Raw genomic sequence first — 12,891 nt, 5'->3', positions numbered from 1 at the left:
ACGCGCTTTCTTTGTGGGTTTCTACAAATTATGCCTGTGTCAGCATGCCGACGTAGAGCTGAAGACAGTCTGATAACTGATTGATTTTAAGGCCAGTAATGGCCTCGACACGCTGCAGCCGGTAGCGCAGCGTATTGACGTGAATATGTAACGCGCAGGCCGTCTGCGTCTGCTCACAATTTCGGGAAAAATAGTGGCGCAAGGTGTGGCGCAGTACGCCTTTTTCATCGTGTTCCGCAAGCTTACGCCAGGGGGCACCAAGCTCTTCGGCGCGCCAGTCGTCGCCGAGATCGCACAAGATTGCCGCCAGCGGATTTTCATCATAGACCAGCGTCTTATGGCGAAGCTTAAGGCGCCGCGCCATCGATTGTGTGGCGCGCGCGGCGCGCAGCGAATGAGAGGGCCCCGCGTCGCCTGCGTAAAACCCGCCAATAATCAGTCGCACGTTAAACCGGCCCTGCCAGAGCGCATGCAGCCGTTGCGCCAGGCGCCGATCCTGATGCTGGTTCCACTGGCCGTTTTCCACGCTCGCCGGGCACAGCATGACCATTTCGCTAAAACCGGTCATCGCGAAAAGCGCCTCACGCGCCTCACGCTCAAGCTCCGCCAGCAGTTCACGCATCTGCTGCGGGTTGCCATCCCGTAGTTCGATAATCCAGGCGATACGCGGTACCTCCAGCGCGACGCCAAGCCAGGCGGCCATCGATTCGCGCGCGTCAGGATCGCCGCCGCCCGACAACAGCTGTAGCGTAAGCTCTTCGCGATAGCGCTTCTCCCACTGGTTTTGCTCAAGCAGCGCCGCCTGCTCGACCATCAGCTCGGCGGCCATTTTCACCAGTTCGCCGCTGGCGCGCACCTGCGACGGTTCACCAGAAATACCGATAACGCCAATCTGACGCTGGCGAAAACAGAACGGCAGATTGATGCCGGGCCGCACCCCCTTCAGATGGCGCGCGGTGGCGGCATCTATTTCCACCACACGACTTTCAGCAAGCGCCAGCAGCGCCCCTTCGTGGCGCTCCATCAGTCGTGCAGGATCGCCTGAGGCGATGATGACGCCATGGCTGTCCATCACGTTGACCGGATAATCGATGATGCTCATGGCGCGCCGGACAATCAGCCGGGCGGTGGCCTCATCCAGCAGCGGCGTCTCTCTGAACATGCGGTATTCCTGTGTGTTGACCCGCAGACGTTATACGCCGTCAGGCAAGAAATTTTAAGGTGGGAGCGGAAAAAGCGCGCAGGTTACGGAAGGCAGAAAGCAAAACGCCGGGCTGAGCCCGGCGTCTGTCGCACGAAATGGCTTAGCCGAGGATTTTTTCCAGCTCAGCGCGCACGTCGCTAACGGCTTTGGTGCCGTCGACTTTCGCGTAACGGGTGTTGCCCGCTTCCGCTTCTTTGCGGTAGTAGCCGATCAGCGGCTCGGTCATCTCATGGTATTCCACCAGACGCTTGCGCACGGTTTCTTCCTGATCGTCTTTACGGGTGGTCAGCGCTTCGCCAGTCACGTCGTCCTGGCCTTCTACTTTCGGCGGATTAAATTTGATGTGGTAAACGCGGCCAGAGGCAGCGTGTACGCGGCGGCCAACGATACGATCGACAATCAGTTCATCCGGTACGTCGAATTCCAGCACGTAGTCAACGTTAATACCTGCTTCCTTCATGGCGTCAGCCTGAGGAATGGTGCGCGGGAAACCGTCCAGCAGGAAGCCGTTGCGGCAATCTTCCTGGGCGATACGCTCTTTTACCAGCGCAATCACCAGCTCGTCGGTAACCAGCTTGCCGGCGTCCATGATGTCTTTAGCCTGTTTACCCAGCTCAGAGCCGGATTTCACTGCGGCGCGAAGCATATCACCGGTGGAGATTTGCGGAATGCCGTATTTCTCCATGATGAATTGTGCCTGAGTCCCCTTACCTGCGCCCGGAGCGCCGAGCAGAATAATACGCATTGCGTAATTCTCCATACGTTTGCATTTTCACTACGTGATTGAAGCGAAAACCATACCATTAAAGGCACTATCCCGACAACAAACGTGGCGGATGGTGAATGGTTTCACCGGCGCGTCAGGCGCAGAAAAAAGGGCGACAGAGTGAAAAAACCGAGAGGTTGAGATGCCCGCCAGGTTAGCTGGCGATGACCATCGATAGCGGGGAAAACGTTGAAAAAATGAAAATGGCGGGTGCGCTACGCTTACCCGCCCTACAAGGGATAATCGCGTCTCTAAGGTGGGTAAGCGACGCGCCACCCACCCCGAGGCTAGATCACGACACCAGCAGCTGGTTCATACGGCGGATAAACTGGTTCGGATCTTCCAGCGTACCGCGCTCGGCAAACAGCGCCTGGTCGAGCAGCAGCTCCACCCACTCTTTGAACTGCGCCTCATCCTGCGTATCGGCGGTGCGTTTCACCAGCTGATGATCCGGATTGAGTTCAAAGATATATTTCACTTCCGGCACGGCCTGGCCCGCAGCGGCAAAGAGTTTCGCCATCTGGGTGCTCATTTCGTCGTTGTCAGTGGTGACAATCGCCGGCGTGTCGGTCAGACGATGAGTGAAGCGCACCTCTTTCACACGGTCGCCCAGGAGCGTTTTCACGCGCTCAACGAACGGCTCCAGCGCTTTTTCCGCTTCTTTCGCGCTTTCATCCACCTCGTCCGCCAGTTTCTCCAGCGACTCGTCGGCTTTCGCCACCGACTGGAACGCTTTGCCGTCGAACTCGGTCAGGTAGCTCATCATCCACTCATCAATGCGATCGGAAAGCAGCAGTACTTCGATGCCTTTCTTACGCAGCAGTTCCAGATGCGGGCTGCTTTTCGCGGCCGCGTAGCTGTCAGCCGTGATGTAGTAAATTTTCTCCTGCCCTTCTTTCATGCGGGAGACGTAGTCTTCCAGCGATACGGTCTGCTCGGAGGAATCGGTATGCGTAGAGGCAAAACGCAGCAGTTTGGCGATAGCCTCCTGATTGCCATTGTCCTCCGCCGGGCCTTCTTTCAGCACCAGGCCGAACTGTTTCCAGAACGTCTGGTATTTCTCAGCATCGTCTTTCGCCAGTTTATCGAGCATCTGCAGTACGCGTTTCGTCAGCGCGCTGCGCAGGTTACGGGTAATGGTGCTGTCCTGGAGGATTTCACGCGAGACGTTAAGCGGCAGATCGTTGGAATCAATCAGACCACGCACGAAGCGCAGATAGTTCGGCATGAACTGCTCGGCGTCATCCATGATAAACACGCGCTGCACGTAAAGTTTCAGACCGTGTTTATGATCGCGATTCCACATATCCCATGGGGCCTGAGCCGGGATATAAAGCAGGCTGGTGTACTCCTGCTTGCCTTCGACACGGTTATGGCTCCAGGTCAGCGGGTCGGTGAAATCATGGGCGATGTGTTTATAAAATTCCTTGTACTCATCGTCTTTGATTTCGCCTTTGCTGCGGGTCCACAGTGCCTGCGCTTTGTTGATTTTTTCCCAGGAGACGATCGTTTCACCGTCTTTCTCTTCACGGGTTTCAATCTCAACCGGCAGCGCGATATGGTCAGAGTATTTGCTGATGATGGAGCGCACGCGCCAGTCATTTAAGAATTCATCTTCGCCTTCACGCAGGTGCAGCGTGATTTCGGTACCGCGATCCGTTTTGGTGATATCGGCAACGGTGTATTCCCCTTCGCCTTCCGATTCCCAGAACACGGCTTCGTCGGCGCTCACGCCAGCCGCGCGGGTGCGCACGGTCACTTTGTCCGCCACGATGAAGGCGGAGTAGAAGCCGACGCCGAACTGGCCGATAAGCTGGCTGTCTTTCGCCTGGTCAGAGCCCATCGATTCGAGGAAGGCTTTGGTGCCCGATTTCGCGATGGTCCCGAGATGGTCAATCACCTCATCACGCGTCATACCGATGCCGTTATCGGCAATGGTCAGCGTACGTTTGTCTTTATCAAACGAGACGCGCACACGCAGATCGCCGTCGCCTTCATAGAGATCGGGGCTGGAAAGCGCGCGAAAGCGCAGTTTGTCCGCCGCATCCGAGGCGTTGGAGATAAGCTCACGCAGGAAAATCTCTTTATTTGAATAGAGAGAATGGATCATCAAGTGCAGAAGCTGTTTCACTTCTGACTGAAAACCACGGGTCTCTTGTCCTTTCATAATGGTGATACCTCAACAAAACAGGCCACAGTGAACAAAAACGGTTGAGGCAGAGATGGGGATAGCGGGGAAACTTTTCAAGCGGCGGAAAAAACGGCATGTGTTAACTGGTTAAAAGCCGCGCAATGCGGCTTTCGGCAAAACCGAGGTATCTGGCGCTTAAAACGTCATCTTATGACGCCCGGCGAGCGAGTGCGACAGCGTCGTGCCATCGACCATTTCCAGCTCGCCGCCGACCGGCACGCCATGCGCGATGCGGCTGGCGTCAACACCATACTGGGCGCAAAGCTCAGCGATATAATTGGCGGTCGCCTCTCCTTCCACCGTCGGGTTGGTGGCGAGGATTATCTCTTTTAACGGTTCGGCTTCAAGACGCTGCTCCAGCCTGTCCAGGCCGATATCGTCCGGGCCAATGCCGTCAAGCGGCGAAAGATGCCCCATCAGCACAAAATAACGGCCCGAGAACTGGCCGGTCTGCTCAATAGCATGAATATCGGCCGGGCTTTCTACCACGCAAATCTGTCCATTTTCCTGACGGCGCGGATTGGTGCAGATATTACATTTTTCCTGCTCAGTGAAGGTGCGGCAGTCGGCGCAATGGCCAATTTCCGACATCGCGCGCGTCAGCGCCTGAGCCAGACGCATACCGCCGCTGCGATCGCGTTGCAGCAGCGTAAATGCCATACGCTGCGCGGATTTCGGGCCGACGCCCGGCAGGCAGCGCAGTGCTTCCATCAGTTGAGTCAGCAGAGGACTGGTCTGCATGAATGAAATTCCTTAACGACGAACAAAGCGTATAGATTACCATCTGCGCCTTTATGCACGCACCCTAAACCTCTTTGTTAAAAGATAGTTCAGAGGAGATGGCTTGCGAAGAAACGAGAGCGAGGAGAACAGCGCGGAAAAGCGGGACGACAGGTGAAACCTGCCGTCCGGAGAACATCAGAAAGGCATCTTAAAGCCCGGCGGCAGTTGCATGCCGGAGGACACGGAAGCCATTTTCTCTTTCTGGGTCTCTTCGATGCGGCGAGCGGCGTCGTTAAACGCGGCGGCGACCAGATCTTCCAGCATTTCTTTGTCGTCTTCGAGCAGGCTCGGATCGATCTCCACGCGACGGCAGTTATGTGCGCCGTTGATGGTGACTTTAACGAGGCCCGCGCCAGATTCGCCCGTCACTTCCAGCTGAGCGATTTCTTCCTGCATCTTCTGCATTTTTTCTTGCATCTGCTGGGCCTGTTTCATCAGGTTGCCCAGACCGCCTTTACCACCAAACATAAGCTTCTCTCTTTGCTTCAGGTCGCTATCGGCAGGGCCGACAGCGAGGCCAGGGGTTACAACAGGCAGCGACACTGCCTGTCAAAGGGGGCGAATACTCTCTTCATCCAGATCCGCGTCGAAGAAACGACGCAACGTCTGGATATTGGCATCCGCGATAATCGATTCTCTCGCCTGTGCGAGTTTCTCTTCGTAGATCGCCTGCCGCCATTCCAGCGGCGTCCGGTGCGCAAGATTATCATCTTCAATGATAGTCAGTTCAACCGGCGCGCCGTACAAAACGCCCAGCGCGTCGGCGAGCGTTTTCTGCGCCGACGCCGAATTCAAATGGCGCTGCGACGGGCGCAGGTGCAGACAAATTTTATGCCCGTCCTGCTCTTTCCAGGCGTTCAGCGCAACCTGCTCGACAAGCTTTGGCACCTGAAGGCGGTGAACATCGGTGGCCCATGCGTCGCGCGTAAGCGATTCTTCGGCAAGTTTTGCGGAAAGCTCTGGCGTTTTTTCATGCTCCAGCGCTTTCTTTAATGCCCGCGGTGTGGCGACGGGCGCTTGTTGTGCCTCGGGCACAATATTTTTCGCCTTCCAGCGATACGCTTCTTTTTTAGCCGGGGCGTCGTCTTTCGCGACGGCAGGCCGGGACTGCACACGCTCGGTCACGGAAGCCAGCCGCTCCAGCGCGCTGTTATTCACCGGCCGCGCGGAGGCTGGCGCTGCCGGTTCATTCTTTTTTGTTTTGGCCGCTCCCTGAGCGCGTTGCAGCTGACTGCGCGCCTGTAGAAGCTGGCTTGTGGTGTCGGGTAGCGGTGTCTGCGCCTCGGGTTGCGGTGGCGGTGGCGACGGCGGCTGATACTGAGGTTGCGCCTGCGGTTGCGCCTGCGGTTGCGCCGCCTGTGCTACCGGCTGCGCAGCCTGCGCACTAACGACCGGCAGCACTGCAGCGGGCTGCGCGTCGCGTGTGGGTTCCGGCAACGGCGCGCGCGGGTGGAATGCCAGCGCGCGAAGCATCGTCATCTCAACACCCATCCGCCGCTCCGGCGCCCAGGGCAGCTCTTTACGTCCGATAAGCAGCGTCTGGTAATAGAGCTGCACATCGCCCGGCGGCACCGCGCGCGCCAGTTCACGCAGGCGAGGCTCCAGCAGGGCCATATCGGCGCCAAGCGCAGAAGGCGACAGCTGAACCATCGCCACGCGATGCAGCAAGCCGAGCATTTCGACCAGCAGCGCCTCCCACTCGACGCCGCGGGCGGCGGCATCGTTAATCTGCTGCATCACGCGCTCGCCGTCGGCGGCGACCAACGCTTCAATCAGGCTCAGCGCCTGATCGTCATCCAGCGTGCCGAGCATCGCGCCCACCGCCTGGGTGGTCACTTGTCCGTCGCCGCTGGCGATAGCCTGATCGGTCAGGCTCAGCGCGTCGCGCAGACTGCCATCAGCTGCACGGGCCAGCAGTTGCAGCGCACGCGGCTCGTGGTTGATCCCCTCCTGCGTCAGGATATGTTCAAGCTGCTGGCGGATTTGGTCAAGATCCAGCGCCCGCAGATGAAATTGCAGACAGCGAGAAAGGATAGTGACCGGCAGCTTTTGCGGATCGGTAGTGGCAAGCAAGAATTTCACATGCGCCGGCGGCTCTTCCAGCGTTTTTAACAATGCGTTAAAGCTATGGCGCGACAGCATGTGCACTTCATCGATGAGGTAGACTTTAAAGCGGCCACGCGCGGGCGCGTACTGGACGTTATCCAGCAGATCGCGGGTATCTTCCACTTTGGTACGTGAGGCGGCATCGATTTCAATCAGATCGACAAAACGGCCCTGCTCGATTTCACGGCAGTTGTCGCACACACCGCACGGGGTGGCGGTGATGCCGGTTTCACAGTTCAGCCCCTTCGCCAGAAGACGGGCGATAGAAGTCTTGCCGACGCCGCGCGTACCGGAAAACAGGTAGGCGTGGTGAATTCGGCCCAGCGATAAACCGTTCGCCAGGGCGGTGAGCACATGCTCCTGGCCGACGACGTCAGCAAAGGTTTGTGGGCGCCATTTTCGGGCTAAGACCTGATAACTCATGGGCAGGCTCTGAAACGCTTGAGTGGTGGATTCTGAAGGGGTCATGCTAACACAGCCCCACCCGATGGGCGAGGCTGCCGGGAAGAAGATCAGTGGCCCGGGAACGGCACGAGGCTGTAGCAGGTGATGCCCTGCTTGTTGAGGCGCTCTTCGCCGCCGATATCAAACAGATTAATGATAAACGCCGCGTCGGTGACGTCGCCGCCCAGACGGCGAATAAGCTTCACGGTCGCTTCAATCGTGCCGCCGGTCGCCAGCAGATCGTCAACGACCAGCACTTTATCGCCAGGTTTAATCGCATCGACATGGATTTCTAACTGATCGGTGCCGTATTCCAGCTCGTAGCTCTCTGCGATTGTTTCACGCGGCAACTTACGCGGTTTGCGCACCGGGACAAAACCCACGCCCAGCGCCAGCGCGACCGGCGCGCCGAACAGGAAACCGCGCGCTTCGGTACCGACGACTTTAGTGATGCCGGCGTTTTTATAGCGCTCCACTAACAGTTCGATGCTCAGGGCATAGGCTTTGGGGTCTTCCAGCAGGCTGGTGACGTCACGAAAGAGAATGCCCGGCTTCGGGTAATCCTGAATGCTTTTAATGCTGTTTTTAAGAAATTCAAGCTGCTGCGCAGTTGCGGTCATGGATGTATGCCTGATAAAAACGGTATTACTCACAGGTTGCCGGAGACGGTTAAACGGGAAAGTTGTTTACCCTTTAACCAACGGCGCCTGTACTCGAAAACGCTCGAATTTACTGGCTGCGCGCGACAAAAGCAACCACTGCGGGTGCGCTTTACAGGTTTTGTTGTTTTTCATCAACGACCGGGATGCGCCACATGAAAATCAGCAACCCGCAAAGGATAACCAGCAGCAGTATTCGCACCCAAAAAATCTTCACCATCCACAGAGAGATAGCAAACGTCGCAAGGATAACAAGAATAGCGCGCGGCTTCGCACCAGGCGGCATGGCCCGATGCTCCTGCCAGTGGCGCAGATAACTGCCAAACCATGACCGGTACAGCAGCCAGTGATGAAAACGCGGCGACGATCGCGCAAAGCACCAGGCGGCCAGCAACAGAAACGGCGTCGTCGGCAGAAGCGGCAGCACCACGCCCAGCGTCGCCAGCACTACCGCCAGCCACCCCAGGATGAGTAATATAGTCCTTTGCATAATCATACTCGCGAAACCAGGTGAGTTACTGTAGCACAGCCCACGTGGCGTAACGCCCGGAGTAAAATGAGAACCCCCCTATTATTGCAATCGCTTAAGGCCCGTGTCGAAAGCCTTCACCAGCAGCTCGGCCCGCTGGCTGGGCAGCGTCACTTTTCGCCGCGCTTCGACCGCCAGCTGTTTTCACACGGCGGCGCGCGGCTTGGTGATTATCTGACGGAAGCAAGCGAAAGCCTTGCCCATCTGGAGGCCGCGGTGGCGCAAGGCGATGCGGCGCGCGTCGCGTGGCTTGCGGAGCGGCTCGTGCTTCAAATCGAGGCGCTGCAGCGCGAAGCCGCAACCGCCGACCTGCGCCGTCATGAAAACGCGCATCGGCCTGGCGGGCGGCTGCACGCACGTCTTGCGCAGTATCAGGAGTACGAGCGCCGTCTGCTCGCCATGAAAACCGAGCGCGAGCAGCGACGTGCCACCCATGCCGACCCGCAGCTTCAGCGTGAAATTGAAGCCCTCGGCGAGCGTCTCGCACGCTGTCGTACCGCCATTACCCGTACGGAGCGGGCGCTTGAGCGTATTACACGCTAAACCTGTATCACTGAGAGGAGAGAGACGATGTCGCTTGAACAAGCCCCTGATGAAGTAAAGCTCGCCGTGGATTTAATTATGCTGCTGGAAAATCATGATATCGCGCCGCAGACGGTGCTGGCGGCGCTGGAGATTGTACGTGATGACTATCTGCGCAAGCTGCGCGAACAGGAAAAGTAAGCGCCCTCCTCCTTTTTTCAGGGAGAAGGGCGCGTTGCACGTCAGGCTTTAACCGCGCTCGCCTCGCCGTCGTCATGACGCAGATCGCGTTTGACCTCGGTGTGGCTCTCGCCGTTGTTGTTATGCAGATGCACTTCAAGCTGGTTGAACGCAATGTTGATGTCGTTTTCACGGCATAGCCTGTCAATCGTGCGGTTCAGCTCATCCACGGTGTAGCTGCGATCGCGCAGTTCACGCACGTAAAGGCGCAGTTCATGATCCAGCGAGCTTGCGCCAAAGGTGGTAAAGAACACCGCTGGCTCCGGATCGTGCATTACTTTCGGGTGATCCATCGCCGCTTTCAGCAGGATCTCACGCACTTTATCCAGATCCGATCCATACGCCACACCAACGCGGATCACCACGCGAGTGATGGTATCGGTCAGTGACCAGTTGATAAGCCGCTCCGTCACAAACGCCTTGTTCGGGATGATTACCTCTTTGCGGTCGAAATCGGTAATGGTCGTCGCGCGGATGCGGATTTTACTGACCGTGCCGGAAAATGTCCCGATCGTGACCGTATCACCGATACGCACCGGACGCTCAAACAGAATAATCAGGCCGGAGACGAAGTTACCGAAAATCTCCTGCAGGCCGAAACCGAGACCGACCGATAACGCCGCCGCCAGCCATTGCAGTTTATCCCACGACACGCCGAGCGAGCCGAATACCGTCATGGCGCCCGCCGCGATAATCACGTAATTGAGGATAGTCGTAATGGCATACGACGCGCCCTGACGCATCTTCAGGCGCGAAAGCACCAGCACTTCCAGCAAGCCCGGTAAGTTGCGGATAAGCGCCCAGGCGACCATAAACGCCACGCCCGCAAACAAAATGCTGCCGAGAGTGACGTTTTTTGTCACTGCCGCGCCCGCTTCGGTGCCGTTGTAATGCCACAGCACAATGCTGTCGAGATACGCGAAGACGGTGATCAAATCTGACCAAATCGCCCAGAACACCACGCCGAACAGCGCGAACATCACCAGCATGGTAATACGCAACGTCTGCTGGTTAACCTGATCGAGCGCGAGCGAAGTCTCTTCCACCGGCTCTGCGCCTTCCGCGCCTTCTTTCACCATATTCTGACGACGCGCCACAGCGCGGCGATACGCGATACGGCGCGCCGCGACGCTTAACCCACGCAGCACCGTCTGATAGAGCAGGTTCCAGATGATCACCAGGTAGACGGTATCAATCCAGCGCCCGGCGAGGCGCAGTGTGGTGTAGAAATAGCCCGTCGCGGTCAGTACCAGCAGCGCGATGGGCACAAAAGAGAGTACCGTTACCGTAACCAGTCGCATGGTGTGCGACTCTTTATCACGCCAGCTGTCACGGCCCATCGGCCAGACCAGCGCGGTAATGAGCAGCAGGTTCAGGAAAATCATGCTCTGGCCGAGCACGTCATCCATCAGGTGCAGCGGCGACAGCTCCGCCAGCACCGACCAGAACAGCAGCGGCAACAGCGCCAGGCTCACCCGCACAATCTGGCGTCGCCAGTGGCTGGTCAGCGTGGCAGGCATATTAAAATGGCTCACCGCCATGCCGTCTTTTTCCAGCACGCGCCAGCACAGCCCAAACACCAGCCAGAACATGGCCAGCTCTTTGCTGAATGCCCAGAGCAGATCGCTGATATTCAGCTGCATGACATAAAGAATCAGCCCCACCGCCAGAATGATCAGACAAACCGGCAGCGCGCGGATGAGGTTTATCAGGATTGCTTTCGGCGTATGCAGCTGGCTGTCGTTACGCAACTGGCCGACTTCGCCTGCCAGTTTATTCAGGTACTGGCGCATCCAGCGAAAACGCCAGCGGATCAGCCCCGCGATCAACAGCAATGGCAGCCCGGCGAGCAGCGCTTTTAACATCGCAGGCCAGGCTTTTTCCCAGTTAAAGGTAATTTTCATGGCCTTCAACTGGCCGTGTAGCGCCTGCGGGAACGCTTTTACCCACTCCCAGTCCATCGGCTTATTGCTGTTTACCCAGAAGATCTGCTGCGTGAGCATCTCCTGCAAATTGGTGCTGACGCTCATTAACTGCTGCTGGTTGATTTGCAGGTTAATCGCCATCATCAGCTGATTGCCGAGCTGTTTGTTGAGCTGATCGAGCAGCTCGCGGCGCATATCGACGACCTGCAACAGCGCGTCGTGCACATCGTCGTTGATGTCGCTCTTGTGGCCTTCTTCCAGTTTGGCGACAAACGCATCGCTCTGGAACAGCGCGTCGCGCTGCTGGTTGACCTCAAACTGCTCAAGACGCAGATCCGCGATGCGGTTCGTCATGTCTTCAAGTTCATCGGCGGAAGGCAGCGTCTGTTGCTGCTGATACAGAATACGAGAAAGCAACAGACTGCCTTTTAGCACAGAGATCTGCTCTTTCAGGTTGCGCTCCGACTGCAATGCGCGGTCGAGCCAGTTTTTCACCCGGATATTCTGCTGAACCAGATTGTTGCCGCTTTGGGTCGAGTCGATAAGCCGCTGGCTGAGCTGATGGTTGATTTCCAGTTCCTGACGCACCAGCGGGTTGGTCTGAATGCTGGAGGCATCCTCCGGCGCAATCGCCTCCTGGGCGGTTTTCTCCGTCAGCGTCAGGCGCTTGTTGTTGACCGCCTCCTGCAATAACTGCAACTGGTGTTCGAGGCGGTTGATATGCGTGTTGGTGTAATCGCGCTGTTTCTGAAGCGCGTCCTGCAGCACCGTGTTGCCTTCAAGGCTTTTACGCTGCTGCTCTATCTGCGCGTTCAGCAACGCCTGCTGCGCCAGCATCAATCCTTGCTGCGAAGGACGCAACGCTTCTTCACCTGGCGCGGTGCCGTTGAGGCGATTACGGATCTGCTGAAGCTGCTGCGAGGCGTTGTACATCGCGTTCTGCACGCGCTCTGGCTGTGTCTGTAGTGACACTAACTGACTGTTAAACGTCGCCAGGTCGTTCTGCGCGGTTTGCAGATCGTCAAGCACTGACGCGACGCGCGATTCGAGCTGGCGCAGCGACAAGCTTTTTAACGTCTGGCGCACCACCTCGTCGCTGTCCTGATTCTGCAACGCGTTGAGGTTGTCGGTCGCCTGGCGCATTTTTTCTGGCGCCTGCAATACCTGCTGGCGCAACTGTGTGGTTTCCTGCTTGATACGCTCAATTTTATCCAGCGTTTCAAGCGTGGCCGTCAGATCTTCCGTGGTCAGTTTATCCTGCGCGGAGTGCATTTTTTGCTTGCCGAGCGCGTCGAGTTGCGACTGGACATCCGCCCGCGAAGGAACATCACTGCTGGAGGACGCCGCCTGCGCCATCAGAGGCGACAGCGTGCCGAGTACCAACAGAACGGCAAAGAGAACAGCGGACGCCAGGCGCCGCGAAAGGGTTGTGTGCTGCATAATCATTTGAATGACGTCATGGCCGGACCGCACGCGGAATGCCTGCGGGGATACTGGAACGGCGCAGAGAATACCACGGCTG

General features: G+C 57.5%; 11 protein-coding genes and 1 other annotated feature. Of the genes, 2 read left to right on the top strand and 9 right to left on the bottom strand.

Annotation, left to right across the window (positions count from 1 at the left end; genetic code table 11):
- Positions 1-28 precede the first annotated feature (28 nt).
- The 8 genes from AFK62_RS05370 to AFK62_RS05335 form a co-directional block, all read right to left on the bottom strand.
- A complete protein-coding gene (locus AFK62_RS05370; RefSeq protein WP_007673626.1) occupies positions 29-1,162 on the bottom strand; it encodes a sugar diacid recognition domain-containing protein in 1,134 nt (377 codons plus the stop codon).
- A 142-nt stretch (positions 1,163-1,304) separates the two neighbouring features.
- Complete coding sequence (gene adk, locus AFK62_RS05365; RefSeq protein WP_007673629.1) at positions 1,305-1,949, bottom strand: adenylate kinase; 645 nt, start codon at positions 1,947-1,949, stop codon at positions 1,305-1,307.
- A gap of 313 nt (positions 1,950-2,262) precedes the next feature.
- On the bottom strand, positions 2,263-4,137 hold the full coding sequence (htpG, locus tag AFK62_RS05360; RefSeq protein ID WP_007673632.1) for a molecular chaperone HtpG: 1,875 nt from the start codon (positions 4,135-4,137) through the stop codon (positions 2,263-2,265).
- Positions 4,138-4,296: 159 nt separating this feature from the next.
- Positions 4,297-4,902 (bottom strand): recombination mediator RecR, encoded by a 606-nt coding sequence (gene recR, locus AFK62_RS05355; protein ID WP_007673635.1) that lies wholly within the window; start codon positions 4,900-4,902, stop codon positions 4,297-4,299.
- 177 nt (positions 4,903-5,079) lie between these two features.
- Positions 5,080-5,412 (bottom strand): YbaB/EbfC family nucleoid-associated protein, encoded by a 333-nt coding sequence (locus AFK62_RS05350; RefSeq protein ID WP_004386900.1) that lies wholly within the window; start codon positions 5,410-5,412, stop codon positions 5,080-5,082.
- A gap of 81 nt (positions 5,413-5,493) precedes the next feature.
- Entirely contained in the window at positions 5,494-7,473 is a 1,980-nt protein-coding gene (dnaX, locus tag AFK62_RS05345; RefSeq protein WP_032984451.1) for a DNA polymerase III subunit gamma/tau, read from the bottom strand.
- Positions 6,097-6,161, bottom strand: a sequence feature (DnaX frameshifting element). Its footprint overlaps the gene before it by 65 nt.
- A gap of 89 nt (positions 7,474-7,562) precedes the next feature.
- Positions 7,563-8,114 carry an adenine phosphoribosyltransferase gene (gene apt, locus AFK62_RS05340; protein WP_007673642.1) on the bottom strand — a complete coding sequence of 184 codons (552 nt, stop codon included), beginning with the start codon at positions 8,112-8,114 and terminating at the stop codon, positions 7,563-7,565.
- Between the two features lie 151 nt (positions 8,115-8,265).
- Complete coding sequence (locus AFK62_RS05335) at positions 8,266-8,643, bottom strand: DUF454 family protein (RefSeq protein ID WP_032984462.1); 378 nt, start codon at positions 8,641-8,643, stop codon at positions 8,266-8,268.
- A gap of 66 nt (positions 8,644-8,709) precedes the next feature.
- On the opposite strand from AFK62_RS05335, the gene priC reads away from it, so the two are divergent.
- Together priC and rsmS are read left to right on the top strand one after the other, a co-directional pair.
- Entirely contained in the window at positions 8,710-9,225 is a 516-nt protein-coding gene (priC, locus tag AFK62_RS05330; protein WP_032984452.1) for a primosomal replication protein PriC, read from the top strand.
- 27 nt (positions 9,226-9,252) lie between these two features.
- Positions 9,253-9,405 (top strand): pleiotropic regulatory protein RsmS, encoded by a 153-nt coding sequence (gene rsmS / locus AFK62_RS20875; protein WP_007673651.1) that lies wholly within the window; start codon positions 9,253-9,255, stop codon positions 9,403-9,405.
- A gap of 41 nt (positions 9,406-9,446) precedes the next feature.
- On the opposite strand, the gene mscK is transcribed toward rsmS, so the two are convergent.
- Positions 9,447-12,815, bottom strand: a complete 3,369-nt coding sequence (gene mscK, locus AFK62_RS05325; protein WP_007673663.1) for a mechanosensitive channel MscK — start codon at positions 12,813-12,815, stop codon at positions 9,447-9,449.
- Positions 12,816-12,891 lie beyond the last annotated feature (76 nt).

It is taken from the genome of Cronobacter condimenti 1330 (assembly GCF_001277255.1).
GTDB lineage: Bacteria > Pseudomonadota > Gammaproteobacteria > Enterobacterales > Enterobacteriaceae > Cronobacter > Cronobacter condimenti.
This window is presented reverse-complemented; position numbering and strand designations above follow the sequence as displayed.